The 26102-nt window shown below is 66.7% G+C and carries 28 protein-coding genes; 15 read left to right on the top strand and 13 right to left on the bottom strand.

What is annotated here, in order from left to right:
• Positions 1-98 precede the first annotated feature (98 nt).
• The 7 genes from QTH91_RS19195 (at position 99) to QTH91_RS19165 (ending at position 6914) form a co-directional block, all read left to right on the top strand.
• Positions 99-926 carry a TorF family putative porin gene (locus tag QTH91_RS19195; protein ID WP_390368983.1) on the top strand — a complete coding sequence of 276 codons (828 nt, stop codon included), beginning with the start codon at positions 99-101 and terminating at the stop codon, positions 924-926.
• A 63-nt stretch (positions 927-989) separates the two neighbouring features.
• Entirely contained in the window at positions 990-1328 is a 339-nt protein-coding gene (locus QTH91_RS19190) for a P-II family nitrogen regulator (RefSeq protein ID WP_286661742.1), read from the top strand.
• Between the two features lie 40 nt (positions 1329-1368).
• On the top strand, positions 1369-2745 hold the full coding sequence (locus tag QTH91_RS19185) for an ammonium transporter (protein WP_286661741.1): 1377 nt from the start codon (positions 1369-1371) through the stop codon (positions 2743-2745).
• A gap of 120 nt (positions 2746-2865) precedes the next feature.
• Positions 2866-3807: an SMP-30/gluconolactonase/LRE family protein gene (locus tag QTH91_RS19180; RefSeq protein ID WP_286661740.1), complete on the top strand. Its 942-nt coding sequence runs from the start codon at positions 2866-2868 to the stop codon at positions 3805-3807.
• Between the two features lie 19 nt (positions 3808-3826).
• Complete coding sequence (gene glcE / locus QTH91_RS19175) at positions 3827-4975, top strand: glycolate oxidase subunit GlcE (RefSeq protein WP_286661739.1); 1149 nt, start codon at positions 3827-3829, stop codon at positions 4973-4975.
• Positions 4976-4992: 17 nt separating this feature from the next.
• Entirely contained in the window at positions 4993-6234 is a 1242-nt protein-coding gene (gene glcF / locus QTH91_RS19170; protein WP_286661738.1) for a glycolate oxidase subunit GlcF, read from the top strand.
• 146 nt (positions 6235-6380) lie between these two features.
• On the top strand, positions 6381-6914 hold the full coding sequence (locus tag QTH91_RS19165; RefSeq protein WP_286661737.1) for a carboxypeptidase regulatory-like domain-containing protein: 534 nt from the start codon (positions 6381-6383) through the stop codon (positions 6912-6914).
• Between the two features lie 18 nt (positions 6915-6932).
• On the opposite strand, the gene QTH91_RS19160 is transcribed toward QTH91_RS19165, so the two are convergent.
• Both QTH91_RS19160 and lplT read right to left on the bottom strand, forming a co-directional pair.
• Positions 6933-7421, bottom strand: a complete 489-nt coding sequence (locus tag QTH91_RS19160) for a glutathione peroxidase (RefSeq protein WP_286661736.1) — start codon at positions 7419-7421, stop codon at positions 6933-6935.
• A 20-nt stretch (positions 7422-7441) separates the two neighbouring features.
• Entirely contained in the window at positions 7442-8746 is a 1305-nt protein-coding gene (gene lplT, locus QTH91_RS19155; protein ID WP_286661735.1) for a lysophospholipid transporter LplT, read from the bottom strand.
• A gap of 164 nt (positions 8747-8910) precedes the next feature.
• Here lplT and alr point away from each other — a divergent pair, with 164 nt between their 5' ends.
• Positions 8911-9999 (top strand): alanine racemase, encoded by a 1089-nt coding sequence (alr, locus tag QTH91_RS19150; protein ID WP_286661734.1) that lies wholly within the window; start codon positions 8911-8913, stop codon positions 9997-9999.
• 16 nt (positions 10000-10015) lie between these two features.
• On the opposite strand, the gene QTH91_RS19145 is transcribed toward alr, so the two are convergent.
• Genes QTH91_RS19145 through hpaR form a run of 11 tightly spaced genes read right to left on the bottom strand, consistent with a single transcriptional unit; the run spans position 10016 to position 19122 of the window.
• Entirely contained in the window at positions 10016-11002 is a 987-nt protein-coding gene (locus QTH91_RS19145; protein WP_286661733.1) for a 2-dehydropantoate 2-reductase, read from the bottom strand.
• Positions 11003-11033: 31 nt separating this feature from the next.
• On the bottom strand, positions 11034-11819 hold the full coding sequence (locus QTH91_RS19140) for a class II aldolase/adducin family protein (RefSeq protein ID WP_286661732.1): 786 nt from the start codon (positions 11817-11819) through the stop codon (positions 11034-11036).
• A gap of 55 nt (positions 11820-11874) precedes the next feature.
• Entirely contained in the window at positions 11875-12870 is a 996-nt protein-coding gene (locus QTH91_RS19135; protein ID WP_286661731.1) for a Bug family tripartite tricarboxylate transporter substrate binding protein, read from the bottom strand.
• 46 nt (positions 12871-12916) lie between these two features.
• The gene (hpaI, locus tag QTH91_RS19130; protein ID WP_286661730.1) at positions 12917-13741 is read right to left on the bottom strand and encodes a 4-hydroxy-2-oxoheptanedioate aldolase; all 825 of its coding nucleotides are present in this window, start codon (positions 13739-13741) and stop codon (positions 12917-12919) included.
• Between the two features lie 11 nt (positions 13742-13752).
• The gene (hpaH, locus tag QTH91_RS19125; RefSeq protein WP_286661729.1) at positions 13753-14553 is read right to left on the bottom strand and encodes a 2-oxo-hept-4-ene-1,7-dioate hydratase; all 801 of its coding nucleotides are present in this window, start codon (positions 14551-14553) and stop codon (positions 13753-13755) included.
• Between the two features lie 5 nt (positions 14554-14558).
• Positions 14559-14969: a 5-carboxymethyl-2-hydroxymuconate Delta-isomerase gene (locus tag QTH91_RS19120; protein WP_286661728.1), complete on the bottom strand. Its 411-nt coding sequence runs from the start codon at positions 14967-14969 to the stop codon at positions 14559-14561.
• Positions 14970-14987: 18 nt separating this feature from the next.
• Positions 14988-15851 (bottom strand): 3,4-dihydroxyphenylacetate 2,3-dioxygenase, encoded by an 864-nt coding sequence (gene hpaD / locus QTH91_RS19115; protein WP_286661727.1) that lies wholly within the window; start codon positions 15849-15851, stop codon positions 14988-14990.
• Between the two features lies 1 nt (position 15852).
• The gene (hpaE, locus tag QTH91_RS19110) at positions 15853-17313 is read right to left on the bottom strand and encodes a 5-carboxymethyl-2-hydroxymuconate semialdehyde dehydrogenase (protein ID WP_286661726.1); all 1461 of its coding nucleotides are present in this window, start codon (positions 17311-17313) and stop codon (positions 15853-15855) included.
• Positions 17310-18071, bottom strand: a complete 762-nt coding sequence (locus tag QTH91_RS19105) for a fumarylacetoacetate hydrolase family protein (RefSeq protein WP_286661725.1) — start codon at positions 18069-18071, stop codon at positions 17310-17312. The genes hpaE and QTH91_RS19105 overlap by 4 nt, the downstream gene beginning before the upstream one ends.
• On the bottom strand, positions 18068-18691 hold the full coding sequence (locus QTH91_RS19100) for a fumarylacetoacetate hydrolase family protein (protein ID WP_286661724.1): 624 nt from the start codon (positions 18689-18691) through the stop codon (positions 18068-18070). Before QTH91_RS19100 ends, QTH91_RS19105 begins: the two co-directional genes overlap by 4 nt.
• Positions 18688-19122: a homoprotocatechuate degradation operon regulator HpaR gene (hpaR, locus tag QTH91_RS19095; RefSeq protein WP_286661723.1), complete on the bottom strand. Its 435-nt coding sequence runs from the start codon at positions 19120-19122 to the stop codon at positions 18688-18690. The genes QTH91_RS19100 and hpaR overlap by 4 nt, the downstream gene beginning before the upstream one ends.
• Before the next feature lie 95 nt (positions 19123-19217).
• Here hpaR and radA point away from each other — a divergent pair, with 95 nt between their 5' ends.
• The 7 genes from radA to QTH91_RS19060 all read left to right on the top strand — a co-directional run bounded on the left by radA (position 19218) and on the right by QTH91_RS19060 (position 26100).
• Positions 19218-20615, top strand: a complete 1398-nt coding sequence (gene radA, locus QTH91_RS19090) for a DNA repair protein RadA (protein ID WP_286661722.1) — start codon at positions 19218-19220, stop codon at positions 20613-20615.
• A 92-nt stretch (positions 20616-20707) separates the two neighbouring features.
• Positions 20708-22309 carry a BCCT family transporter gene (locus QTH91_RS19085; protein ID WP_286661721.1) on the top strand — a complete coding sequence of 534 codons (1602 nt, stop codon included), beginning with the start codon at positions 20708-20710 and terminating at the stop codon, positions 22307-22309.
• A gap of 48 nt (positions 22310-22357) precedes the next feature.
• Positions 22358-22840, top strand: a complete 483-nt coding sequence (locus QTH91_RS19080) for a glycerate kinase (RefSeq protein WP_286661951.1) — start codon at positions 22358-22360, stop codon at positions 22838-22840.
• 74 nt (positions 22841-22914) lie between these two features.
• Positions 22915-24186, top strand: a complete 1272-nt coding sequence (locus QTH91_RS19075) for a helix-turn-helix domain-containing protein (RefSeq protein ID WP_286661720.1) — start codon at positions 22915-22917, stop codon at positions 24184-24186.
• A gap of 116 nt (positions 24187-24302) precedes the next feature.
• Positions 24303-24965, top strand: coding sequence for a Vgb family protein (locus tag QTH91_RS19070; protein WP_286661950.1), 663 nt, complete (start codon positions 24303-24305; stop codon positions 24963-24965).
• A gap of 5 nt (positions 24966-24970) precedes the next feature.
• Entirely contained in the window at positions 24971-25753 is a 783-nt protein-coding gene (locus QTH91_RS19065; protein ID WP_390369056.1) for a DUF899 domain-containing protein, read from the top strand.
• Positions 25750-26100 carry a GFA family protein gene (locus QTH91_RS19060; protein WP_286661718.1) on the top strand — a complete coding sequence of 117 codons (351 nt, stop codon included), beginning with the start codon at positions 25750-25752 and terminating at the stop codon, positions 26098-26100. Before QTH91_RS19065 ends, QTH91_RS19060 begins: the two co-directional genes overlap by 4 nt.
• Positions 26101-26102: the final 2 nt, after the last annotated feature.

The raw sequence follows: 26102 nt of genomic DNA, 5'->3' as shown, positions 1-26102 counted from the left end.
GTCCAACCTCGTCCGAATGTGACAGACCTTGACACACTTTGGCACGCTCCCTGCTTTATCGATGCGCAACCACATTCAACAAAGCAGGAGTCCCTCGAATGATGCACCGTAAACCCGTTCTGGCTGGCGTCTCCATCGCCGCTGCCGCCTTCTTTGCGCCGCAATTCGCGGCGGCTCAGACTGCAGCGGCGCCCGAGGTCTCGCCGCTCACGGCCAATGTCACGCTCACCAGCCTGTACAAGTACCGCGGCCAGGACCAGGACATCCTCAAGGATGGCGGTTCCAACTTCAAGACCAGCGCCTTCAAGCCCGCGATCCAGGGCGGCTTCGACTACGCCCACGAGAGCGGCTTCTACTTCGGCAACTGGAACTCCAGCGTCAACTGGCTCGACGGCAACAGCATCGAGAGCGACCTGTACGGCGGCTACAAGTTCAAGGCTGGCGTGCTGGACTTCGACGTCGGCGTGCTGGGCTACCTCTACGCCGGCAACACCGCGGGCAACACGGTCGAGCTCTATGGCGCGATGGGCTACACCAGCGAAGCGGTCGGCACCTTCACCTTCAAGTACTCGCACACCGTTTCGGACGACTACTTCAACTACGCCGGCAACAGCGGCGGCTCTGGCCTGAAGGGCACCAACACGGGCTACTTCAACCTGGCCTACACCAAGGAAATCGTTCCCAAGCTGACGCTCAAGGTCGCCGGCGGCTACACGCACATGTCCTCGGACATCCGCAGCCTGGGCTACAAGAGCTACTGGGACTACAGCGTCGGCGCTTCGTATGACTTCGGCGCGGGCCTGTCGCTCGCGGGCATGGTGCAAGGCGCCACCGAAGGCAGCTCGTACGAAGTCACCGGCGACAACGGCGAAACGCTCAACCCCAACAAGGCCCGCTTCGTCGTGGCTTTGACCAAGACGTTCTGATCTTGAAAACGTGCGGCGGCCCTGAACCGGCCGCTGCCGGATGACTATCCCAAGGAGATATCCATGAAGCTGGTCGCAGCCATCATCAAACCCTTCAAGCTCGACGAAGTGCGCGAGGCGCTCTCGGCCATCGGCGTGCAGGGCATCACCGTCACCGAGGTCAAGGGCTTCGGGCGCCAGAAGGGCCACACCGAGCTCTATCGCGGCGCCGAGTATGTCGTCGACTTCCTGCCCAAGGTGAAGATCGAAGCTGCCGTGTCGGAAGACCTGGTCGAGCGCGTCATCGAGGCCGTCGAGACCTCGGCGCGCACCGGCAAGATCGGCGACGGCAAGGTGTTTGTGTACGACCTGGAACAGGTTGTGCGTATTCGCACCGGCGAGACCGGACCCGAGGCGCTCTGATCCGGCCGCACACACACTGCAGGTACGAAAGAACTTTCAAATGAAGAAACTGCTCATCTCCCTCGCGCTCGGCTTGAGCGCACTGATGACCGGGGTTTCCGGTTACGCACAGACGCCAGCCCCGGCCGCCGCCGAGGCGCCCGCCGCTGCAGCCCCTGCCGCCGAGGCACCGGCCGCCGCTGCGCCCGCACCCAAGGTCGATTCCGGCGACACCGCCTGGATGCTCACCTCCACCATGCTGGTCATCCTGATGACCATCCCGGGCCTGGCCCTGTTCTACGGCGGCCTGGGCCGTTCGAAGAACATGCTGTCGGTGCTCATGCAGGTGTTCGTCATCTTCTCGCTGATCTCCATCCTCTGGGCGCTATACGGCTACAGCCTGGCGTTCTCGGGCGAGGGCAAGTTCTTCGGCGGGCTCGACAAGATCTTCCTGAAGGGCGTTTCGCAAGAGACCTTCGGGGCGCTGGCGACCATTCCCGAATACGTCTTCCTGGCCTTCCAGGGCACCTTCGCGGCCATCACCGTGGCGCTGATCGTCGGCGCCTTCGCAGAGCGCGCCAAGTTCTCGGCCGTGCTGCTGTTCTCGCTGCTGTGGTTCACCTTCAGCTACGTGCCGATCGCGCACATGGTCTGGGGCGGTGGCCTGCTGGCTGCTGACGGCGCGCTCGACTTCGCTGGCGGTACCGTGGTGCACATCAACGCCGGTGTGGCCGGCCTGGTGGGTGCCTATGTGATCGGCAAGCGCATCGGCTTCGGCAAGGAAGCCTTCACGCCGCACTCGCTGACGCTGACGATGGTCGGTGCCTCGCTGCTGTGGGTGGGCTGGTTCGGCTTCAACGCCGGCTCCGCAGGTGCCGCCAACGCCAACGCAGGTCTGGCTTTCGTGAACACCGTGCTGGCTACCGCTGCCGCCACCCTGGCCTGGAGCGTGGGTGAAGCGATGCACAAGGGCAAGGCCTCGATGCTGGGCGCTGCTTCCGGTGCCGTTGCCGGCCTGGTTGCCGTGACGCCTGCTGCCGGCTTCGTCGGCCCGATGGGTTCGATCGTCCTGGGCCTGCTGGCTGGCTTCGTCTGCCTGTGGGGTGTGGGTGGCCTCAAGCGCATGCTGGGTGCCGACGACGCGTTCGACGTGTTCGGCGTGCACGGCGTGGGCGGCATCCTGGGTGCCATCCTGACCGGCGTGTTCGCTGCCCAGAGCCTGGGCGGTACCGGCGGTCTGACCCCCGACACCTTCTCGATGGGCGCTCAGGTCTGGATCCAGGTCAAGAGCGTACTGGTGACCATCGTCTGGTCTGGCGTGGTTGCCTTCATCGCCTACAAGATCGCCGACCTGACCATCGGTCTGCGTGTGAGCGAAGAAGAAGAGCGCGAAGGCCTCGACATCACCTCGCACGGCGAGACGGCATACAGCCGCTGATCCGCCACAAGGTTTTCATCTAGCAAGTTCTCCCTTGGATGTTCGCCCGCCCGAGCTTCGGCTCCGGCGGGCATTTTTTTGCCTGACGCCACGGGCGCCGCTGGGCTGACAATGCGGCCCATGTGGCAATCCATCGCGTCTTCTTGTTGTGAGCTCGGCGAATCGCCCTTCTGGCATCCGCAGGAGCGCTCGCTCTACTGGGTCGACATCCCCGGCCGCGCACTGCTGCGAACGCGCGGCCCGATCGACGAGAACACCGAGGTGCAGCGCTGGACCATGCCCAGCGAGCCCGGTTGCATCGCGCCGGCGCGTCGCGGGGGGCTTGTCGTTGCGCTGCGCGACAGCATCTATCGCGCTGCCGAATGGGGCGGCGAGCTGCGCTGCATGGCGCGGGCCGATCATGACGTGCGCACGCTGCGCTTCAACGACGGCAAGTGCGATCCGCTGGGCCGCTTCTGGGCCGGCTCCATCAACGAGGCCAAGGACGGCCCGACGGCCGCGCTCCATTGCCTGGATGCGCGGCCCGGGCATGCCGCCGGCGCGGCCGCTTCACTGGTGCGAATGCAGGGCGAGGTGACCACCGCCAACGGCCTGGCCTTTGCGCCCGAGGCAAACCGAATCTATTGGGCCGACACGCCGTCGCACGCCGTGCGCGTTTGGGACTGGGACGCACAGGCCAATCGCATGTCGAACGAACGCGAGTTCCAGCGATTCGCGCCCAAGCCCGCAGGCTGGACGCCCGGAGCGGCCGGCGCGCCCAGCTACGGCGGCCGGCCCGACGGTGCCACGCTCGATGCCCAGGGCCGCTACTGGGCGGCCATGTACGAAGGCGCGCAGCTGGTGTGCATCGACGCCGCAGGCAATCAGGTTGCCGCCATTCCCGTGCCGGCCCAATGCCCGACCATGCCTTGCTTTGGCGGCGACGACCTGCGTACCTTGTTCGTCACCACGGGCCGCCATGGCCGCAGCACCGACGAGCTCGGGCGGCTGCCCGCATCGGGCAAAGTGCTCTTCATGCGCTCGCAAACCCAGGGGCGGCCGGTCGACTTCTTCGAGGACTGAGCGGCTACCATCGCCGGCTATGCCTACAGTTTCTGGTGCAGCGCCCCACGAGCTCGCGCCTTACATCGATCAGATTCAGGCCGCCGCTGCGGCCAAGGCGCCGATCGCCATCCGCGGCGGCGCCACCAAGGATGCGCTGGGCGGCCCCATCGAGGGCGCGCCGCTCGACATGCGCAACTTCGCCGGCGTCATCAGCTACGAGCCCAGCGAACTCGTCGTCACCGTGCGCGCCGGCACCTTGCTGGCCGAGCTCGAGGCGCTGCTCGCGCAGCACGGCCAATGCCTCGCTTTCGAGCCCCCCCGCCTGGACGCCGTGAGCGACGAGGCTGCCCTGCAGGGCACGGTCGGCGGCATGGTGGCGGCCGGGCTGTCGGGCCCGTCCCGCGCCAGTGTCGGCTCGGTGCGCGACTACGTGCTGGGCGCCGCCATGCTCAATGGCCGTGGCGAGCATCTGGTGTTTGGCGGCCAGGTGATGAAGAACGTCGCCGGCTACGACGTCTCGCGTGTGCTTGCGGGGTCGATGGGGGTGCTGGGGGTCATCACCGAACTCAGCCTCAAAGTGCTGCCCGTGGCGCCGGCCGAGGCCACGCTCGCCTTTGCATGCACCCAGACCGAGGCACTGCGCCGGCTCAACCAATGGGGCGGTCTGCCGCTGCCGCTCAATGCCAGTTGCTGGGGTGAACAGGACGGTCAGGGCTGGCTGCTGCTGCGTCTTCGCGGCGCCGTGGCGGCGGTCGATGCCGCTTGCCGCCAACTGGGCGGCGTACGCGCCGAGGCCGAACAGGCGCAAGCCAGCTGGACCGCGCTGCGTGACATGCAGCTGCCATTCTTCCGCCTCTCGCAAGAGCAAGAGCTGTGGCGGGCGTCTGTGCCGCAGACAGCCCCCGCCCTGGCCTTCGATGCGGCGGCGCCATTGGTCGAATGGCATGGCGCACAGCGCTGGTACGTGTTGCAGCGGGGCCAGGGCCATCGCCTGCAAGGCCTGGCGCGCGCCGTCGGCGGCAACGCCACACGCTTTGCGCAGTCCGCCGATGCGCCGGCCCAGGATTCGCCGTCCTTGGACCTGGACGCGGTGAGCGCGCCGGTGCGCCGCATCCACGAATCCCTCAAGCGGACGTTCGACCCGCAAGGCATCTTCAACCGGGGCCGGCTTCTCGGCGGTCTCTGAATCCAGTCTGCTTCTTCATGCAAACCGAACTCGCCCCGGAATTTCGCGGTACGCCAGAAGGCGCCGAGGCAGAAGCCATCCTGCGCAAGTGCGTGCACTGCGGCTTTTGCACCGCCACCTGCCCCACTTACCAGATCCTTGGTGACGAACTCGATGGGCCGCGCGGGCGCATCTATCTGATCAAGCAGGTGCTCGAAGGGCAGGCGCCCACGCGCGCGACGCAGCTTCACCTCGACCGCTGCCTGACCTGCCGCAACTGCGAAAGCACCTGCCCATCGGGTGTTCAGTATGGGCACCTGGTCGATATCGGCCGCAAGGTGGTGGATGCCAAGGTGCCGCGCCCCGCCGGTCAGTCGATGTTGCGGTGGGCGCTCAAGGAAGGGCTCACCTCGCCCTTGTTCGGCCCCGCCATGGCGGTGGGCCAGCGCGTGCGCGGACTCCTGCCCGAGGTGCTGCGGGCCAAGGTGCCGGCCAGGCAGGATGCGGGCACCTGGCCTCGTCGGAGCCACGCACGCAAGATGCTGCTGCTGGCCGGCTGCGTGCAACCGGCCATGTCGCCGAACATCAACAGCGCGACCGCGCGCGTGCTCGATGCGGCCGGCATCGAGACGGTGGTGGCGCCAGACGCCCGATGCTGCGGCGCGGTCAAGTTCCACATGAACGATCAGACCGGCGGCCTGGCGCAGATGCGCGCCACCATCGATGCCTGGTGGCCGAAGATCGAAGGCGGCGAGGTCGAGGCGATCGTCATGAACGCCTCGGGCTGCGGTGTGACGGTGCGCGAATATGGCCACCACCTGAAGGACGATGCGGCCTATGCGCAAAAGGCCGCCCGCGTCAGCGAGATGACGCGCGACCTGAGCGAACTGCTGCCCGACCTGGTGCCGGCCCTTGCCGCGCGCGTGCAGGCCCCGCAGGGCGTCATTGCGTATCACCCGCCGTGCACCCTTCAGCACGGCCAGAAGCTGCGCGGCGATGTGGAGCGAGCCATGCGAGCGCTTGGCTTCGACATCCAGGTGGCGCGCAACGAATCGCACCTTTGCTGTGGCTCGGCCGGCACCTACTCGGTGCTGCAGCCCGACCTGTCGCACCAATTGCGCGACCGCAAGATCGGCCACCTCAAGCAGTTGCAGCCCACGCAAATCGTCTCGGCCAACATCGGCTGCATCACGCATCTGCAAAGCGGCAGCGGCGCGACCCCCGTACGCCACTGGGTCGAACTGCTCGACGAGGCTTTGCAGCCGGTTGATCCAGCGTAGGGCCGCCGGGCTATACGCTGACCCGGCGCGCAGCTTGTTGGAGTGGCGTGCGGGTCGCACAAGAGGCGTCGGCTCAGTCCGACGCACTTCGCCATCCAGGGCGCGCACCATGTGTCCCACATGGAGACCACACAAAGGAGCGCGCCATGACCACAGTCGGGCAGGCTGTCCAGCAGCACCGTTTTCAAAAATGGATGGCCGCAACCGCATGCACCGCTGCGCTGTGCATGGCCTGGGGCGCGGCCAGGGCGCAACCGGAACCGGCTGTGACCATGCCCGCCGAGAAGGTCAAGCCGGCGCCCGCCGTGACGCCCGCGGAGGTCGGAAAGCCCCTGCCGGCACAGGCCGACGACGGCGCACCGCTGGTTCGCACGGACATGCGCCACCGTTGCGGCGGCATCGGCAGCGATGAGTCGACCGCCATGCGCGCCGAGATGAAGAACCATCCGCTGTCATTGCTCTTCGCCCAGGAGGGTGGCGCCTACATGGCGAACGTGGATGTGACCATCCGGTCTCCGGCGGGCCAGCCTTCGATGGTCTTCCGCGCCGATGGGCCCGTGTGCCTGATCGATCTGCCCGCGGGCAAGTACGAGATCCAGGCCGCGCGAGGCGCCAATACCCAGCGCCAATCCGTCACTGTGGGTGGCGGCGCTAAGACGGTCGACTTCCGGTTCCCCTGATTCGCCGCTTACAGGCGCTCAGCCCTTGGTGGCCAGCGCCTTCTCGATGTCTTGCGCGATCGACTCTGGCTTGTCGAAGGGCGCGTAGCGGCCGATCACCTGGCCGTCGCGCCCGATCAGGAACTTGGTGAAGTTCCATTTGATGGCGCTGCCTAGCACGCCCGACTTCTGCGCCTTGAGCCACTTGTAGATTGGCGTCGCGCCGTTGCCGTTGACTTCCACCTTTTCCATCATCGGAAAGCTCACGCCGTAGTTGCGTTCGCAGAAGGCCCCGATCTCCTCGTTGCTTCCGGGGTCCTGCTTGCCGAACTGGTTGCTCGGAAAGCCCAGCACCGTCAGGCCCTGGTCGGCATAGGTCTTGTGGAGCAGTTCGAGGCCGGCGAACTGTGGCGTGAAGCCGCATTGGCTGGCGGTGTTGACGATCAGCAGAACGCGTCCACGGTAGTCGGCCAGCGGCGCCGGACGGCCGTCGATGGTGCGTGCCTCGAAGTCGTAGATGGTGGTCATGTCGTGCCTCGCGCGTTGGCTCAATGGTGCTTGTCGCTTCGCGCGATGGCCAGCAGATGTTCCAGCTCCTCCGGATAGCGCTTGATGTTCTTCTCGTGCCAGATCTTGATCAGCCACATGAAGCCCGCTACCAGCAAACCGAATGCCGTGATGGCGCCATAAGCCGACATGCCGAAGCCGGTGCAGGCGCTGTAGAACGCACCGAGCAGCAGGATGCATGCTTGTTCGTTGAAGTTCTGCACCGCGATCGACCGGCCCGCGCCCATCAGGTTGTGGCCGCGGTGCTGCAGCAGGGCGTTCATCGGCACGACGAGATATCCCCCCAACGCACCGAGCACCATCAGGAAGGGAATGGCCAGCCACAGGTTGCCGATGAGGTTCATCAGCATGACCAGCAGGCCCATGCCGATGCCCAATGGAATCACGCGGGTCGCCATGTCCAGGCGCACGCGCATCGATGCGATGACTGCGCCCACGGCCGTTCCGATGGCCACCACGCCGGTCAGTGCCGAGGCCTGCGTGGTGTTGTAGTCCAGCGCCAGCGCGGCCCAGGCCAGCACGATGTACTTGAGGTTGCCGCCCGCACCCCAGAACAGCGTGGTGGTGGCCAGCGAGATCTGCCCCAGCTTGTCGCGCCAAAGGCGGGCGTTGCAATGCCAGAAATCGGGCAGCAGGCCAGCCAGGTTGCGGACGATGCCGTGGTTCGGGTTGCTGCGCAGCGGCCGCATCTCCACGCCCGTCAGCGGGATGCGCGTGTTGAACCAGGCCGCCAGCGCGTAGACCGCGATCAGCACCGTGATGGCTGCCTCCGGCGGCGAGTCGACGCCGGTGTTGATGAGCGGAAAGTCGAACGCCAGCAGGTGAGCGGACGCGGTGTGGGCGACCAGCGTGCCGCCCAGCACGATGCCCAGGATGATCGATGCAATGGTCAGCCCCTCGATCCACCCGTTGGCCTTGACCAGTTGCGACGCGGGCAGCAGTTCGGTCAGGATGCCGTACTTGGCGGGCGAGTAGGCCGCGGCGCCAAGGCCGACCACGGCATACGAGAGCAAGGGGTGCGAGCCGAACAGCATCATCAGGCAGCCCACCACCTTGATGGCGTTGCTGATGAACATGACGCGCCCCTTGGGCAGCGCATCGGCAAAGGCGCCCACCAGCGGTGCGAGCGCCACGTAGAACACGGCGAAGATGGGAACCAGTGCGGCGCGTTGCCATTCCGGAGCGCCGGCCCCGCGAAGTAGTTCAACGGCAGCAACGAAAAGCGCTTGGTCGGCCAGTGACGAAAAGAACTGGGCCGACATGATGGTGTAGAAACCGCGCTTCATCGATAGGGAATGCAGGCCAAGGGTTCTTCCAGGTCGATGAGGTCTGGCCCCTTCGAAGGCAATGCGCGGTTATAGCATGTGGTTGCAATGCCAAAATGACCTGTATCGCCCTCGGGGCGCTGGGTGTTTCCCTGAGTTAATTCCAAGACGAAAGCCAGTACGCCGTGCCACGCCCCATCCAAGCCACAGTCCATCTCGCCAACCTTCGCCACAACCTCGAGCGTGCGCGCCGCTCGGCGCTGGAGTCGCGCGTGTGGGCCGTGGTCAAGGCCAACGCGTACGGACACGGCATCGAGAATGTCTTCGAGGCCTTCCGCGCGGCCGATGGCTTTGCGCTGCTCGACCTCGACGAAGCCCAACGCGTGCGCGCATTGGGATGGCGCGGCCCCATCCTGCTGCTCGAGGGCGTGTTCGAGTCACGCGACCTGGAGCTGTGCTCGCGTCTCGATATCTGGCATGTCGTTCATTGCGACGCGCAGATCGACATGCTGGCGGCCCACAAGACGCAGACGCCGCACCGCGTGTTCCTCAAGCTCAACTCCGGCATGAACCGCCTGGGCTTCTCGCCCGTGCGCTATCGCGCCGCATGGACCCGGTTGAACGCCTTGCCGCAGGTGGGTGAGATCTCGCACATGACTCACTTCAGCGATGCCGACGGCCCGCGCGGCGTCGCGCAGGCGCAAGCCTTGTTCGAGCGCGCGACGCAAGACTTGCCCGGCGAGCGGTCGCTGGCCAACAGTGCGGCGACGCTGCGTCATGCGCAGGCCACGCGCGCCGACTGGGTGCGCCCAGGCATCGTGTTGTACGGCAGCGCACCCGACTTTCCCGAGCACGACGCACAGCACTGGCAGCTCCAGCCCGGCATGACGCTGGCCACGCGCCTGATCGGCACGCAGGATCTCGCGGCTGGCGACACGGTGGGCTACGGCTCGAGCTTCAAGGCCGATGGCCCGATGCGTATCGGCATCGCCGCGGTGGGCTACGGCGACGGCTATCCGCGCCACGCCGACACCGGCACGCCCGTGCTGGTCAACGGCGTGCGCACGCGCACCGTGGGGCGAGTCAGCATGGACATGATCGCCGTCGACTTGGGGCCTGTGCCGAACGTCGGCTTCGGCAGCGAAGTGACGCTGTGGGGCAGGGCGGCCAACGGCGCGTTGCTCGGCATCGACGACGTGGCGCAGGCCGCGGGCACCATTGGCTACGAGCTGATGTGCGCCGTCGCCAGGCGCGTGCCAACGGCAACCGACTGAAAGTCCGCGCTTTGGACTAGGGCGCCGGGTACAGCCCCAGCCCGCGCGCCTGCAGCCGCGCCAGGCCCAGCAGCGCATCGGTGAACGGTGTGGGCACGCCGGTGATCTGGCCGAGTTCGCGCACCGACGTCACCAGCGCATCGAGTTCCACCGCGCGGCCGGCTTCCACGTCCTGCAGCATGGATGTCTTGAAGGCGCCGAGCTTGCGCGTCACCGCGTGGCGATCCTCGGGGCTGTCGGCGATCGGGATTCCGATGCGCTCGCCGATGGCCTTGGCCTCCAGCATGATGGTCGAGACGAAGCCGCGCACCAACTCGTCGTCCAGGATCTTGTCGGTAGTGGCGCGGGTGAGGGCGCTGATCGGGTTCACCGTCATGTTGCCCCACAGCTTGTACCAGACGTCTTTCTGGATCTGCGGCGACAGCTTGGCATCGAAGCCGGCACGTTGCAGCAGCGCATGCAACGCCTGCACGCGTGGCGTGGCTTCGCCCGATGGCTCGCCCACGATCAGGCCGTTGCCAAAATGAAGGCGCACGCGGCCCGGACCGTCGAGCGAGCAACTGGCATGCACCACGCCGCCGATGACGTGCCGCGCTGGAATGGCGGCGTCGATCGCGCCGCTCGGGTCGACCGCGGCCAGGCGATGGCCCGCGTGCGCGCCACCGAACCCGCCAGAGAGGAACCACCACGGCACGCCGTTCATGGCGGTCAGCACCATGGTGCCCGGTCCGATCAGCGGCGCGATGCGGGCGGCCACAGCGGGCAACGCCGGGGCCTTGACGGCGATGACGACGAGGTCCTGCACGCCCAGGTCGGCAGGGTCCTCGGCCGCGCGGACGGGCACTGTCTGCTGTTCATTGCCATGGCTGAGCACCAGCCCATCGCGCTTCAATGCAGCCAGGGTATCGCCTCTTGCCACCACCGAAAGCTCGCAGCCGGCACCTGCCAGCTTCACCCCCATCCAGCCGCCGATGGCGCCGGCGCCGTAGATGCAGACCTTCATCTGTCGATCTCCCCGCGATTGAATTGAAAGCTCATTGCTTGTAGCTGGCGTCGATGCGCTCCACCTGGCGCACCAGCGCGTCGAACACGTCCTGCCCGGCGCCATGGTTCGGATTGAACTGCAGCGCATCGCGCGTGCAGCGCTCGGCGATCGCCTCGCTCACCGGGATGGGCGCGCCCATCGACAGCGTGGCCATCTGGATCTCGCAGGCGCGCTGCAAGGTCCAGAGCACCGCGAAGGTCTGCGGCAGCGTCTGGCCCCAGGCCAGCAGGCCGTGGTTGCGCAGGATCACGGCCTGCCTGTTGCCGATGCTCTTGAGCAGGCGCGGGCCCTCGTCGGCATGGATGGTGATGCCCTCGAAGTCGTGATAGGCCACCATGCCGTGCAACTGCGCGGTGTAGAAGTTGGTCTGCTGCAGGCCGCCCTGCAGGCAGGCCACCGCCACGCCGGCCGTGGTGTGCGTGTGCATGACGCAATGCGCTTCGGGCAGGCCGTCGTGAATGGCCGCATGCACGGTGAAGCCGGCCGGGTTGACCGGGTAGCGCGAACCGTCCAGCACCTTGCCCTGCAGGTCGATCTTGACCAGGTTGCTGGCCGTGACCTCGCTGTAGTGCAGCCCGAACGGGTTGATCAGGAACTGCTTCTCGCCGCCGGTGACGCTGTCGGGCAGTCGGACGGTGATGTGGTTGTAGATCATCTCCGTCCACCCCAGCATGGCGAAGATGCGGTAGCAGGCCGCCAACTGCTCGCGTGCAGCCCTCTCGTCCGGATGGATGGACGGGTGCATCAGGTTCGATGTGTTCGACATGGCGCTCATGATCATTGCTCCTGCAGTTGGCAAGCCGGGCGGCTCATGCCGCCCTCGGGGTCGGTCAGGTCTCCGCGGTAAAGCCGATCGCCTTCACGATCGGGCCCCACTTCGCGGTGTCCTTCTTGATCAAGTCGGCCAGTTCGGCCGGCGTGCTGGTCATGGCTTCGAGGCCGAAGGTGGCCAGGCCGTCCACCACGTCCTTCTGCATCAGCGCGGCCTTGGCGGCAGCATGCGCACGCGCCACCACCTCGGGCGATGCCTTGGCAGGCAGCAGGAAGGCGAACCACTCGCTGTGCGTGGCGTTCTTGATGCCTTGCTCCTCGAAGGTCGGCACGTCCGGCGCGAAGCGGCTGCGCTTGCTGCCGGACACGCCCAGGATGCGGACCTTGCCGCTGGCCAGGTGCTGCGTGATGTCGCCGACGGGCCCCGACACCGCCGAGACGTTGCCGCCGAGCAGATCGAGCATGGCCGGTTGCGTGCCGCGATAGGCTGCATGCTTGAGTTCCACGCCCGCACCCATGCCGAGCAGCGCGCCGATGAAATGCGGGGTGGAGCCGGCCGCCGGCGAGCCGTAGTTGGCGCCGGTCGGATTGGCCTTGGCCCAGGCGAGGAACTCCGGCACCGACTTGACCGAGGCCGGCACGGCCGGTCCGACGGCGAATCCGAAGTCGAACTGGCAGGCCAGGGTCAGCGGCGTGAGGTCGGCCACCGGGTCGTACGGAAGCTTCTTGTAGATGTGCGGGTAGATCGTGAGCATCGACGTCGGCGTCTGCAGGATGGTCGCGCCGTCGGCTGGCTGGCCCTTGACGTAGCTGATCGCGATCTGGCCGCCCGCGCCGGTGCGGTTCTCGACCACCATGGCCTTGCCGTAGCTGGGCTGCATGGCGGCGGCGACGCGCCGGCAGGTGGTGTCCGACGTGCCGCCTGCGGCAAAGCCGGTGATGAATCGCGCGGTTTCGAACGGCGCGTTGCCCTGGGCCATGACGTGCTGGCCCAGGCCTGCGAGCATGGCGCTGGCGCCGGTAGCTTGCAGCAGTTGGCGGCGGGTGAATGTCATCTGTCTTGTCTCCGTGGTGGTAGGGGTCGAAATGCCGGTGCCCGATTCAATAGCCCGGTGCGCCAGGCGCCGCGTCGCCGGACTTGCTGAACCGCGCCGCCAACTGGCGGCAGGCGCCGGCGAGCAGCATGGTATCGACTCCGACCGCGACGAAGCGCGCGCCGGCATCCAGCCACTTTCGAGCTTGCTCTTCGGTGGTCGACAGAATGCCGGCCGCCTTGCCTGCGCGCTGGATGCGTGAGATGGCGTCGGCAATGGCCGCCTGCACCTCGGGATGGTCCGGCCGTCCGACGAAGCCCATCGAGGCCGACAGGTCGGCCGGCCCGATGAAAACGCCATCCACTCCAGGCGTTGCCGCGATCGCGTCGAGGTTGTGCAGCGCCTGCACCGACTCCGCCTGCACCAGCAGGCAGACCTGCTCGTTGGCCTCGTGCAGGTACTTGGGGTAGGCCTGCCAGCGCGAAGCCCGCGCCAGCGCGCTGCCCATGCCGCGGATGCCGTCGGGTGGGTAGCGGGTGGCGGCCACCAGTTGCGCCGCCTGTTCGGCCGTGTCCACCATCGGCACAAGCAGCGATTGCGCGCCGATGTCCATGAACTGCTTGATCAACGCCGTGTCGCCCACCGGCACGCGCACCACCGGATGCGAACGCGCGGCTTCCGGCTGTGCCGACCAGGTGCTGGCGATGCCCTGGAGCTGCGCGAGCACCGAGCGCACGTCGTTCGGCGCGTGCTCGCCGTCGACCAGCAGCCAGTCGAAACCGGTGCCGGCGATGATTTCGGCCACGTAGCCGTCCGCCAGGCCGACCCACAGGCCGATCTGCGCCGGCCCGCTCTGCAGTGCCTTCTTGAAGGTGTTGATGGGTGTGTGCATGTGCATGTCCTTCAAACGAATCGAAAGGCGATCGCGCCGAGCGGGCCGTAGTCCGCATGGAAGGTGTCGCCCGCCACCGCCGTCGTCGGCCGTGTGAACGAGCCTGCCAGCACCACTTCGCCAGCCTCGAGGTACTCGTCCCACGGCGCGAGCTTGTTGGCCAGCCACGCGATGCCGTTGGCCGGGTGATTGAGCACCGCGGCAGCCAGGCCAGATTCTTCGATCTGTCCGTTCTTGTAGAGCAGGGCGCCCACCCATCGCAGGTCCACCGCATCCGGCTTGACGGGCCGTCCGCCCAGGACGACGCCGGCGTTGGCCGCGTTGTCGGAGATGGTGTCGAACACCTTTCTGGGCGCCTTGGTGTGGCGGTCAAACTGCTCGATGCGCGCGTCGATGATCTCGATGGCCGGCACCACGTAGTCGGTGGCCGCGAGCACGTCGAAGATGCTCACGTTCGGCCCGCGCAGCCGCTTGCCCAGCACGAAGGCCAGCTCCACCTCCACCCGGGGCGCAATGAAGCGCTTGAAGGGAATGTCACCCGGCTCGAAGAACATGTCGTCGAGCAGGGTGCCGTAGTCGGGCTCGTCGATCTGGCTGGACTGCTGCATGGCGCGCGAGGTCAGGCCGATCTTGTGACCCCGGGCCACGCGGCCCTCGGCGATCTTGGTCTTCACCCATTCGCGCGAGATGGCATAGCCGTCCTCGATGGTCATCTCCGGGTGCTGCTTGGAAAAATGCTCCAGCTGCACGCGTGAGCGCTCGCTCTCGTGCAACTGCGCGGCCAGTTTTTCGATGATCTTTTGCGAAAGCATGGCGCTCAGCCCTTCTTCTGGAACAGGGGGTGCAGGTTGCCCGCCTTGCCATCGAAGACCTGGCCGGGAGATTCGTCGATCTGCAAGGTGATGCCGAAGTGGCGCGTGGCCAGCAAAGCCTCGAAATGCGAGCGAACGCAGGCCACCAGGGCTTCGCCGCACGCCTTGTGCACGGCGCTGCTGCGCCCCGCGCCCATGCGCAGGTTGAGGTAGACGAAGCCATGTTCGCCGCTACCGTCGGCCACGGCGAAATGCGTGGCCGGGTAGGCCAGCACGCGCGTGCCGCCCACGGGGAACACCGGCGCATCGTTCTCGTCGCGCTGCGCGATCATGGTGTCGGCCAGGCGCCGGCAAAGGCGGCTCATGTCCGCGTGCGGCTCGAGGTCGGGCGTGTAGAGGATCACCAGGTGGGGCATGTCGTGGGCTCCTGTGGCTCAGGCCGGCAGCGGCGTGACCGGGAAGACCGCATTGATCTGCCCCGTGCCCGAACTGCCGAAGTAGGGCGTGATGATCTCCGCCGGCGCCGTGTAGCGATCCCAACCCAGCATGCCCAGCAGCATGGCCGTGTCGTGCATGTCGCCTTCGCCCCAGCACTTGTCGGCATACATCGGGAGCATGCCGACGAAGGTCTTCCAGTCGCCGGACTTCCACAGCTCCACCACGCGGTGGTCGACCTGCTCCAGGAATGGGTCGTAGACCTTGTGCATGAACTCGGGCGCGCGGCCGTTGTCGGCAAAGTGGTGCGACAGGCTGCCACTGGCAAAGACCGCCGCGGTGCCTTCGTAGCGTTCCTCGATGGCGCGGCGCACCGCCAGCCCGAAGCGGCCGGATTCGTGCAGATCGTGCCAGTCGCACCAGCCGCTGATGCTGATCACCTTGTAGTGCTGGTCGGCGTTCATGTAGCGCATCGGCACCAGGGTGCCGTATTCCAGCTCCAGCGTGGTGTCGGAGTGGGCGCGGGTCTTGACGCCCATCTCGTTGGCCACGTCGGCGATCAGGTGGCCCAGCCCCGGATTGCCTGGATAGGCGTAGGGCATGTTCTTGATGAAGTGCGGCAGCTCGTTGCTGGTGTAGGTGCCTTCGAACTTCGGGCCGCAGTTGATGTGGTATTCGCTGTTGACCTGCCAGTGGACGTCGAACACGACGATGGTGTCCACACCGAGTTCGCGGCAACGGCGGTCGATCTCCTTGTGGCCGTTGATCGCCGCGTCGCGGCAGCCGAAATTGGGGCCGGGAAACTCCGACAGGTACATCGACGGTACGTGCGTGATCTTGGCGGCGAGTGCGAGTGTGCCCATGTCAGATGCCCCAATGCGGAATGTGGTGCGAGCCGAGCGACACGGCCACGTTCTTCGGTTCGCAGAACACTTCGTAGCTCCAGGTGCCGCCTTCGCGGCCGGTGCCGCTGGCCTTGGTTCCACCGAAGGGCTGGCGCAGGTCGCGCACGTTCTGGCTGTTGACGAAGCACATGCCGGCTTCGACCGCGGCGGCCACGCGGTGTGCGCGGCCGATGTTCTCGGTCCAGACGTAGCTCGACAGGCCGTACTGGATGTCGTTGGCCAGCTCGATCGCGTGTGCCTCGTCCTTGAACGGAATGAGGCAGGCGACCGGGCCGAAGATCTCGTCTTGCGCGATCTTCATGCGGTTGTCGACGTCGGCGAACACGGTGGGCGCCACGTAGTTGCCCTTCTTCACCCGATCGGGCAGGTTGGCGGGCGCCTCAAGGCCGCCGCACAGCAGCGTGGCGCCTTCCTTGGGGCCCAGCTCGATGTAGCTGCGCACCTTGGCCAGGTGGGCCTGGCTGATCATCGGGCCGACGATGGTCTTGTCGTCCAAGGGGTCGCCGACGGCGATGCGCTTGGCGCGCTCGACGAACTTCGCCACGAAGTCCGCATAGATCGACTGCTGCACCAGGATGCGCGAGCCGGCGGTGCAGCGCTCGCCGTTGTTGCTGAAGATCATGAACACGGCGGCGTCGAGCGCGCGGTCCAGATCGGCGTCGTCGAAGATCACGAACGGGCTCTTGCCGCCCAGCTCCATGCTGAACTTCTTCAGGCCCGCGGTCTTGACGATGCGGTTGCCGGTGGCGGTGGAGCCCGTGAATGAGATGGCGCGCACATCGGGATGCGCCACCAGCGGCTCGCCGGCGTCCTTGCCGTAGCCGTGCACGATGTTGAGCACCCCGGCCGGGATGCCAGCCTCCAGGGCCAGTTCGCCCAGGCGGGCGGCGGTCATCGGCGACAACTCGCTCATCTTCAGCACCGCGGTATTGCCGAATGCCAGGCACGGCGCCACCTTCCAGGTGGCCGTCATGAACGGGACGTTCCACGGGCTGATGAGCGCGCACACGCCCACCGGGTGGAACAGCGTGTAGTTCAAGTGCGTCGGCGTGGGATAGGTGTGGCCGTCCACGCGGGTGCACATCTCGGCGAAGTAGTAGAAGTTGTCGGCCGCGCGCGGCACCAGCTGCTTGCCGGTTTGCGCGATCACCTGGCCACAGTCGTCGGTCTCGGTCCGGGCGAGTTCGGGCACGTGGCGGGCGATCAGGTCGCCGAGCTTGCGCATCAGCTTCGCGCGTTCGGTGGCCGGCAAGCCGGCCCACTTGGGAAATGCGCCCTTGGCGGCGGCCACGGCGGCATTGACTTCGTCTTCTCCGCCGGATGCCACCTCGGCCAGGACTTCCTGGGTGGCCGGGTTGATGGTCTCGAAATAGTCGCGGCCGGCAACGCGCTCGCCGCCGATCAGGTGATCGATCTTCATGATGTGGGGCCTGTCTGGATGGTGTTGACGAGCGCGCCGATGCGCTCGATCTCGGTGACGACCACGTCGCCGGGCTGGCAATCGACGACGCCGTCCGGCGTGCCGGTCAGGATCAGGTCGCCGGGCGACAGCGTCATGAAACTGCTGAAGTACTCGACGAGGAAGGGCACGTCGAACACCATGTCGTTGGTGTTGCCGCTTTGCGTGACCTTGCCGTTGACGGTCGTGCGAAGCGCCAGGGACATCGGGTCGGGCACGTCGGCCGCATCCACCAGGAAGGGGCCGAGCGGCGTGCAGGTGTCGCGGTTCTTCACGCGCAGGTTGGGGCGATACCAGTTCTCGAGGTAGTCGCGGATGGCGTAGTCGTTGGCCACCGTGTAGCCGCCGACGAAATCGTAGGCGTCCGCGCGTTTCACGCGCCGCGCGGTGCGTCCGATGATCACCGCGAGCTCGCATTCGTAGTGCATGAACTGCACGCCCGCGGGCCGGTGGGTGAACTGCCGGTGGCCGATGAGGGCGCCTTCGCCCTTGACGAACACCAGCGGTTCTTCCGGCGCCTTGAACGCAAGCTCCTTGGCATGGTCGGCATAGTTGAGCCCCAGCGCGAGGATGGTCCGCGGCCTTGGCGAAGGTGACAGCGGCGGCAGCCAGTCCACCGCGTCGTAAGCCACCAGCCGTCCGTCGGCCAGCAGCAACTGGCCGTCACGTTCGGTGGCCTCGTGCGTTGCACCCTGGTAGATGACGCGGGCGTGCTTCATGCCTTTTCCTTCACGAGGGTGTTGCTCAGTGTCTCGAAGCCCGGCGCCACGATGTCGATGCGCTGCCCCGCGCGTGCCAGCGGGCGAGCCGCATTGCAGCCGAGCAGCAGGACGTCGCCCGAACGCAGCGTCATGAAGTCGGTCACGTCGGCCAGCAGGCGCGCGGGATCGCGCACCAGTTGGGAAAAGTCGGCGCGCTGTTTGGCTTGACCGTCGATGCGGACTTCGAGCGACATCGCGCCTGGATCGGCGCCGTCGGTGCGCAGCGTGCCGCCCACGCCCAGAAAACCATCCAGGCATTTGAACTTGACCGGCGGCCGATAGAAGCTCGCGTGGGGAATGGAAAGGTCGTTGAACAACGCGCAGCCCGCCACGCGACCCGCATCGCCCATCACCAGGCCGATGGTGGCGCCGACCTCCACTTCTTCCACGTGCGCCGGCAGCGCGATGTCGGCGCCGTGGGCGGAAAAGGTGTTCGCCGTCTTCACGTAGAGGATGGGAGCCTGGGGCGGCGCCTTGTAAGGCGGCTCGTTCATCTGCGGCGCGAGCGCGTCGAACTCGGCGCGGAAATTGAGCAGAACGCCGTAGACGGTGCCGGTGGGGAGGTAGTGCGTGGTCACGTGGGCTGTTCCAGTGCGATGAGTTCGTCCAGCAGTTCATACAGCTGGGCCAGCTTGGCCTTGCCCAGCGAGGTTTCGAGCCACTCGTAGTGCGATTCGATGGAGAAGGACAGCCGCTTGACCAGCTTGCGACCGGCCGGTGTTGCATCGATTACGCTGCGGCGAGCGTCCTGCGGGTCGCGGCAGCGCACGATGAGGCCGTCTCGCTCCATGCGTGCGAGCACGCCGGTGAGGCTCGGGCCGAGGATGAAGGCTTCGCGCGCCACACGGCCGGTTTCGACCGCGCCGTGTTCGCCCAGGACCCGCAGCACGCGCCATTGCTGGTCTGAAAGATGGTATTCGCGCAGGCTGGGACGGGTATGGGCCATGACCGACTCGCGCGCCTGCAGCAGCAGTCGCGGTAGGTTGCGATGCGTGAAATTCGCAGTCACGGGCCGTGTGTCCTGTAGTTATTTAATATATTAAATGATTGGACTTGAAGTGCGCAACTGGGGCTGACCCGTAGGCGCCGCCTACACTTCGTTGCATGGCAAAAGACAAGACCCAATATGTCTGCAGCGAATGCGGCGGCACCAGTGCGAAGTGGCTTGGCAAGTGCCCCAGCTGCGGTGCCTGGAACACGCTCGTGGAGCAGGCGGCACGCCCCGCGGCGAGCAGTGGCGGCAATAACCGGCTCAGCCAACCACAGTTCGCGGCGCTGGGTGGCGTTTCGGAGTTGATGCTGCTGTCGGAGATCGAGGCGGTCGACGTGGCCCGCACGCCGACCGGCATGGCTGAGCTCGACCGCGTGCTCGGCGGCGGCATCGTGGCGGGCGGCGTCACGCTCATCGGCGGCGACCCCGGCATCGGCAAGTCCACGCTGCTGTTGCAGGCCGTGGATGCGCTGCAGCGTGCCGGGCAGAACGCGCTTTACGTCACCGGTGAAGAGAGCGGCGCGCAGGTGGCGATGCGCTCACGCCGGCTGCAACTGTCGCATTCGCAGGTGCAGGTGCTCGCCGAGATCCAGCTCGAGAAGATCATCGCCACGCTGGACAGTACGCGCCCCGCCATCGCGGTGATCGATTCCATCCAGACGGTCTACTCGGACCAGCTAAGCTCGGCGCCCGGCTCGGTGGCACAAGTGCGTGAGTGCGCGGCTCACCTGACCCGTTTCGCCAAGATGAGTGGCACGGCGGTCGTGCTGGTCGGCCATGTGACCAAGGAAGGCGCGCTGGCCGGGCCGCGCGTGCTGGAGCACATGGTCGACACGGTGCTGTACTTCGAGGGCGACACGCACTCGAGCTTTCGGCTGGTGCGAGCCATCAAGAACCGGTTCGGCGCGGTCAACGAGATCGGCGTGTTCGCCATGACCGAGCGCGGCCTCAAGGGCGTGAGCAATCCCAGTGCCATCTTCTTGAGCCAGCACAGCGAGCCGGTGCCCGGCAGCGTCGTGCTGGTGACGCTCGAAGGCACGCGCCCGATGCTCGTGGAGATCCAGGCGCTGGTCGACGACGGCGGACCCAGTCCGCGCCGCTTGTCGGTGGGCCTCGATCGAGAGCGCCTGGCCATGCTGCTGGCGGTGCTGCATCGCCATGCCGGCGTGGCCTGCATGGACCAGGACGTGTTCGTCAACGCGGTGGGCGGCGTACGGATCGCCGAGCCTGCGGCCGATCTGGCGGTGATGCTGGCCATCAGCTCTTCGCTGCGCGGCAAGCCGCTGCCCAAGGGCTTCATCGCCTTCGGCGAAGTGGGCCTGGCTGGCGAAGTGCGACCCGCGCCGCGCGGGCAGGAGCGTCTGCGCGAAGCGGCCAAGCTTGGCTTTTCGGTGGCCATCGTGCCGCGCGCGAATGCGCCGAAGCCCGGCGCATCGGGCTTCGAGGGCATGGTGCTGCACCCTGTCGAGCGCATCGAGGAAGCATTGGAAGTCGTGCGCGGCCTGGATTGAGCAGGGCATTTGCAAGCGGGCACGCTGCACTTGCCTGAAAGAAGAAAGCCGGGTCGAATCCGTCCCGGCGTCATTGAAGGAGGAAAAGAATCATGCAACTTATTGTTTCTGCCGGCGTGATCGCCGCCATCGTGCTGTGGGGGTTGATCTCCCCGGCGACGCTGGGTTCGGTGTTCAATCGCGCACTGGCCGACATCTCGCACAACTTCGGCTGGCTCTACCTGTGGCTCGTCCTGTTGCTGGTGGTCCTGGCCGTATTCCTGGCGGTGACGCGCTACGGCAATCTCAAGCTGGGCGACCACGACGACGAGCCGGAGTTCTCGCTGCCTGCATGGTTCTCCATGCTCTTTGCCGCCGGCATGGGCATCGGCCTGGTGTTCTACGGCGTGGCCGAGCCCATCTCGCACTACGTCACGCCACCGCCCGGCGTGGAGCCACTCACGGCGGAGGCCGCGCGAACCAGCATGCGCTATGCCTTCTTCCATTGGGGGCTGCACCCCTGGGCGGTGTATGGCGTGGTGGGACTGGCCATCGCGTTCTTCTCCTTCAGGCGCAAGACCACGCCGCTGATCAGTTCGGTGACGGAATCGCTCCCATGGGCCATCGCGCGCAAGCTTTCGCCGGCGTTCAATGTGCTGGCCATCGTGGCCACCGCCTTCGGCGTGGCGGCATCGCTGGGCGTGGGCGCAACCCAGATCAACGGCGGACTGCATGCTGCCTTCGGCGTGACGGTGAGCGCGACGAACCAGGCGATCATCATCGTCGTCACCACCGTGCTCTTCATCACCTCGGCGGTGACGGGCGTGGAACGCGGCGTGAAGTACCTGTCGATGGGCAACCTGCTCGTGGCGGCCTTGCTGGCGCTGTTCGTCCTGGTGGTGGGGCCCACCGTGGCCATCGTCGACACGCTGACGAACACGCTGGGCTCGTACCTGTCGCAACTGGTGCAGATGAGTCTGCGGACCACGCCCTTCCGCGACAACACCTGGGTGGCCGACTGGACCGTCTTCTACTGGGCATGGTGGCTGGCATGGTCGCCCTTCGTGGGTCTGTTCATCGCTCGCGTGTCGAAGGGCCGCACGATCCGCGAATTCATCATGGGCGTGGTGCTGGCGCCTTCGCTGGTGGGCTTCGTGTGGTTTTCCATCTTCGGTGGCACCGCACTCAACCTCGAGATCTTCCGCGACGTTCCGCTGGCCGAGGCGGTCAAGGAAAACGTGGCCACCACCATGTTCGTCATGTTCAACGCATTGCCAGCCAGCACTTTGCTGTCGATCGTGGCGACGGTGCTGGTGTTCGTCTTCTTCGTCACTTCGGGCGATTCGGCCACGCTGGTGCTGGGCACCATGAGCACGGGGGGAGACCCCAATCCGAAGGCCAAGGTCAAGATCATCTGGGGCGTGCTTGTCTCGGGGATTGCCATGAGCCTTCTGTTGGCCGGCGGCATCAACGCGCTGCAGGCTGCCACGATCGTGTTCGCCCTGCCGTTCTCGCTGGTGCTGATCCTGATGTGCATCGCGCTCGTGATCGCCATCCGGCAGGACTGGAGAGAAGAAGATGCCCAGGAACGCAAGCTGCATCGGCGCCTGCGCGAGTGGGTGAGCAAGGAAGAAGCGGTCGGGCAGGGTGCCGGCGGCGGTCAAGCGCCGTCATCGGCAAGGCCGGCCCAGGCGCGGCGAGACGATATCGGCTGACGCCGCAATAGCCTCGGCGGCCATGGCCGCCGCAGTGCAGCGGCGACAATAAGGCGCATGAACTTCAAGCAATTGTGGGTGCCCGCCGCGGGCCTCCTGATCCTGTTCGGCTCCTACCGCGCCTACGGCTGGGCCGGCGTCGCCCTCGCGGGCGGCGCGATCGTCATGTTCCTGCTGCTCAACTTCAACCGGGCCCTGGCCGTGCTGCGCCGCGCTTCCAATCGCCCGATCGGCAGCGTGGCCAGCGCGGTGATGCTCAACGTCAAGATGCGCAAGGGGCAGACGCTGATGCACGTCATCGCGCTCACCCGCGCGCTGGGGGAACTGCGCTCACCCAAGGACGAGCAACCCGAGTTGTACCGCTGGACCGACAACGGCGGCTCCTATGTCGATGCGGAGTTCTTCAATGGCAAGCTTCGCACCTGGACGCTGACCCGGCCCGAAGTCCCCGCCGACGCGTCAGCGGATGTGGCAGCGCACCCAGCCAGCGTCTCGACGGCCGCGCCGGCTGAAGAGCAACGCTCCTCCTGAGTCTTGGCGCGCTTGCGGCGGCAGCAGCCGCCGCGCCTTTCGCGCTTCGCGGCATCCCGTCAGAATGCCGCCCCATGGATGCCTTGATCTCCGCCGCCGCCCGCGCATTGGCGGCTGGCGATGCGCTTGGCGCGCTCAAGCGCGTGGCCCTGCGCGACGATCCCGCTGCCCTTGCCTTGCGCGGCATCGCGATGGCGCAGTTGGGGGAGCACGTGCGCGCGCGCCATCTGCTTCAACGCGCGGCGCGGCGATTCGGCGCCGAGCATGAATCGCTGGCGCGTGCACGCTGCATCGTTGCCGAGGCGGAGGTGGCGCTGGCCATGCGCGATCTCGGCAGCAGTGGCGCATCACCGCGTGCGCTCACCGCCGCTGCGTCCACGCTGGCCGCCCACGACGATCATGCCAACGCGCTGCAGGCGAAGCTGATCGCGGCGCGCCGGCTGTTGCTGCTCGGGCGACTCGGAGAGGCATCCGCGCTCTTGTCGACGCTCGACCTGCGCCAAGGCATCTCGCCAGCAATGGCGGCAGTGGCCGATCTTTCCGCTGCCGAGCTGGCTTTGCGCTCGCTGCGCATCGACGAGGCGCAGGCGCTGTTGGCGCGGGCGCGCGCCTTGGCCCTTCGCGCAGATGTGCCCGCCCTGGTCGCCGAAGTCAACGAGGCGCTGGAGGCCATGCGGCGGCCCGCAGCGCGCCGCGCGCCGGCCGTTGGAGCAAGCGGGTTGGGCGTCGACGAAGCCGCCGATGCGCGACCGCTGGAGTTGCGTGAGGTGGCGGCTCTGATGGCCGATCCGACCCAGCTCGTTCTGGATGCATGCCGACGCGGCTTGCGCTGCGGCACGACGTGGCTGCCGCTGGCTCGCCGCCCCGTGCCCTTCGCGCTGCTGCGGGCATTGGCGCATGCTTGGCCTGGCGATGTGGCACGCGAGTTCCTGATTGCCGATGCCTTTCGTACGCGCAATCCGGACGAGACGCATCGTGCAAGGCTGCGCGTGGAAATGGGCCGACTGCGCGCCTTGGTCAAGCCGCTGGCGCGCATCGAGGCCACGGCCAGTGGATTCGCCCTGCAGCCGCTCGAAGGACGTTCGGTGGTCGTGCTTGCGCCCCCCATCGATGGCGAGCAGGCGGCGCTTCAGGCGCTGCTGTCGGACGGCGCTGCCTGGTCGACTTCTGCACTTGCGCTGGCCCTGGACGCGAGCCAGCGCACGGTGCAGCGCGCCTTGGCCGAACTGGAAGCTCAAGGCCGGGTGCGATCGGTGGGACGCGCGCGTGCGCAACGCTGGCTGGCGCCGCCGCTGGCCGGATTCACGACGATCTTGTTACTCCCCGCTGCGCTGCAGCCGGCGTAGATTTGTGCTCACGGTGCCGGTGGTCGGCACCACTCTCATCCACAGGAGCGATGACGATGACCGACAGCAAATCGAGCGACGCCTGCGTCGCGGAAGCAGACGCGCCGCCCAGCCGCATGCGCACTCCCGGCGTTGCTGCGCGCCCGGCCCAGATCGTGCGCGAGTACGGCGACTTGGGCGGCGATGGACGCGTCCATGGCGTGAGCCACGATGGCACGCATGTCTGGGCCGCCACCGGCACTCAGCTGGTGGCTTTCGATCCCGCCAGCGGAAGCATCGAGCGCACGTTGCCCTGCGCCAGCGATGCCGGCACGGCCTTCGATGGCAAGCATCTCTACCAGATCGCCGAATCGCGCATCGACAAGATCGACCCGGCCAGTGGCAAGGTGCTCTCGTCGATCCCGGCGCCTGGCCAAGGCAACGATTCGGGCCTGGCCTGGGCCGAAGGCAGCCTCTGGGTGGGCCACTACCGGGAGCGCAAGATCCATCAGATCGATCCGGAGTCCGGCGCAATCCGTCGCACCATCGAATCGAACCGCTTCGTGACCGGCGTGACGTGGGTCGAAGGCGAGCTGTGGCACGGCACCTGGGAGGCCGAAGAAAGCGAACTGCGCCGCATCGATCCCGACAGTGGCGAGGTGCTCGAACGACTGGCCATGCCCGACGGCCAGGGTGTGAGCGGCCTGGAGTCCGACGGCGCCGACCTGTTCTATTGCGGCGGCGGCGCGAGCGGCAAGGTTCGCGCAGTGCGTCGCCCCGCGAAGGAGCAGCGGTCATGAGCATCATGCAAGACCACGCCGTCGTCGTGAAGGACCGCTGGCTGATCCAGCGCAAGGCGCTGCTGGCGCGGGAGAAAGAGCTCACGCGACTGTCTGACGAGATCGCCCGCGAACGCCGCGCGTTGCCCTGGCTGCATGTGGACAAGCACTATGTGTTCGACACACCCGATGGCCCGCGTGCGCTGGCCGACCTGTTCGAAGGGCGGCGGCAGTTGCTGGTGCAGCACTTCATGCTCGGGCCGGGTTGGCAGGAGGGCTGCCGCAGCTGCTCCTTCATGGCCGACCACGTCGATGGCATCGAGGTTCACCTGCAGCAGCGCGATATGAGCTTCGTGGCCATCTCGCGCGCGCCGATCGCGGAGATCGAGCAGTTCCGCCGGCGAATGGGCTGGAAGTTCAAGTGGGCCTCTTCCCACCGCAATGACTTCAACCAGGACTTCGACGTCAGCTTCACGCCCGAGCAGATGGCGCGCGGCGAGATCTACTACAACTTTCACATGACGGACTTCATGCACGACGAGCTGCCTGGCCTGTCGGTGTTCTACAAGGATGACGTCGGCACCATCTTCCACACCTACTCGGCCTACGGACGTGGCGTGGAAGCGATGATGGGCGCCTATCGCTTGCTGGATCTTCTGCCCAAGGGTCGCGACGAGGAGCAGTTGAGCTACGGCATGGCCTGGGTGCGTCACCACGATCGCTACGATGCAGCGCCCAAGGCGGCGGGCTGCTGCGCCGGCAGCGCCGCGACCCACCCGGCAACGCCGAAGGAAGAGGTGCCGCAGTGACCACCTACGCCGGAAGCTGCCATTGCGGCGCCATCGCCTTCCACGTCGAAGGAACGATCGACAGCGGCCTGGCCTGCAACTGCTCGATGTGCGCGCGACGCGCCTCACTGCTGTGGTTCGTGCCGCGCGAGCAACTGAAGCTCCAGACGCCGGAAGACAACGCGGGCACCTACCTCTTCAACAAGCACATGATCCGGCACCGGTTCTGTCCGGCCTGTGGCATCCACGCCTTCGGCGAAGCCAACGATCCCCAAGGCAACGCCGTTGCGGCCGTCAACCTGCGCTGCATCGAGGGCATCGATCTCGACGCCATTCCCGTCAAGCACTACGACGGCAGGGCCATCTGACG

The organism is Variovorax dokdonensis (assembly GCF_030316895.1).
Lineage (GTDB): Bacteria > Pseudomonadota > Gammaproteobacteria > Burkholderiales > Burkholderiaceae_C > Variovorax > Variovorax dokdonensis.
Note: the sequence above shows the minus strand (reverse complement) of the source record. Positions and strands in the feature narration are given on the sequence as shown.

Bases quoted from the DNA above. Each gene is read 5' to 3' on its own strand.
- QTH91_RS19140 (WP_286661732.1), bottom strand. From the start codon at position 11,819: ATGAGCGCCATGTCGAACACATCGAACCTGATGCACCCGTCCATCCAT.
- QTH91_RS19160 (WP_286661736.1), bottom strand. From the start codon at position 7,421: ATGACCACCATCTACGACTTCGAGGCACGCACCATCGACGGCCGTCCG.
- QTH91_RS19070 (WP_286661950.1), top strand. From the start codon at position 24,303: ATGCGCACTCCCGGCGTTGCTGCGCGCCCGGCCCAGATCGTGCGCGAG.
- hpaD (WP_286661727.1), bottom strand. From the start codon at position 15,851: ATGGGCACACTCGCACTCGCCGCCAAGATCACGCACGTACCGTCGATG.
- QTH91_RS19135 (WP_286661731.1), bottom strand. From the start codon at position 12,870: ATGACATTCACCCGCCGCCAACTGCTGCAAGCTACCGGCGCCAGCGCC.
- QTH91_RS19105 (WP_286661725.1), bottom strand. From the start codon at position 18,071: ATGAAGCACGCCCGCGTCATCTACCAGGGTGCAACGCACGAGGCCACC.
- radA (WP_286661722.1), top strand. From the start codon at position 19,218: ATGGCAAAAGACAAGACCCAATATGTCTGCAGCGAATGCGGCGGCACC.
- QTH91_RS19180 (WP_286661740.1), top strand. From the start codon at position 2,866: ATGTGGCAATCCATCGCGTCTTCTTGTTGTGAGCTCGGCGAATCGCCC.
- QTH91_RS19195 (WP_390368983.1), top strand. From the start codon at position 99: ATGATGCACCGTAAACCCGTTCTGGCTGGCGTCTCCATCGCCGCTGCC.
- QTH91_RS19145 (WP_286661733.1), bottom strand. From the start codon at position 11,002: ATGAAGGTCTGCATCTACGGCGCCGGCGCCATCGGCGGCTGGATGGGG.
- hpaH (WP_286661729.1), bottom strand. From the start codon at position 14,553: ATGCTTTCGCAAAAGATCATCGAAAAACTGGCCGCGCAGTTGCACGAG.
- QTH91_RS19165 (WP_286661737.1), top strand. From the start codon at position 6,381: ATGACCACAGTCGGGCAGGCTGTCCAGCAGCACCGTTTTCAAAAATGG.
- hpaI (WP_286661730.1), bottom strand. From the start codon at position 13,741: ATGCACACACCCATCAACACCTTCAAGAAGGCACTGCAGAGCGGGCCG.
- QTH91_RS19185 (WP_286661741.1), top strand. From the start codon at position 1,369: ATGAAGAAACTGCTCATCTCCCTCGCGCTCGGCTTGAGCGCACTGATG.
- QTH91_RS19065 (WP_390369056.1), top strand. From the start codon at position 24,971: ATGCAAGACCACGCCGTCGTCGTGAAGGACCGCTGGCTGATCCAGCGC.
- glcE (WP_286661739.1), top strand. From the start codon at position 3,827: ATGCCTACAGTTTCTGGTGCAGCGCCCCACGAGCTCGCGCCTTACATC.
- glcF (WP_286661738.1), top strand. From the start codon at position 4,993: ATGCAAACCGAACTCGCCCCGGAATTTCGCGGTACGCCAGAAGGCGCC.
- QTH91_RS19190 (WP_286661742.1), top strand. From the start codon at position 990: ATGAAGCTGGTCGCAGCCATCATCAAACCCTTCAAGCTCGACGAAGTG.
- QTH91_RS19120 (WP_286661728.1), bottom strand. From the start codon at position 14,969: ATGCCCCACCTGGTGATCCTCTACACGCCCGACCTCGAGCCGCACGCG.
- QTH91_RS19085 (WP_286661721.1), top strand. From the start codon at position 20,708: ATGCAACTTATTGTTTCTGCCGGCGTGATCGCCGCCATCGTGCTGTGG.
- hpaE (WP_286661726.1), bottom strand. From the start codon at position 17,313: ATGAAGATCGATCACCTGATCGGCGGCGAGCGCGTTGCCGGCCGCGAC.
- lplT (WP_286661735.1), bottom strand. From the start codon at position 8,746: ATGAAGCGCGGTTTCTACACCATCATGTCGGCCCAGTTCTTTTCGTCA.
- QTH91_RS19075 (WP_286661720.1), top strand. From the start codon at position 22,915: ATGGATGCCTTGATCTCCGCCGCCGCCCGCGCATTGGCGGCTGGCGAT.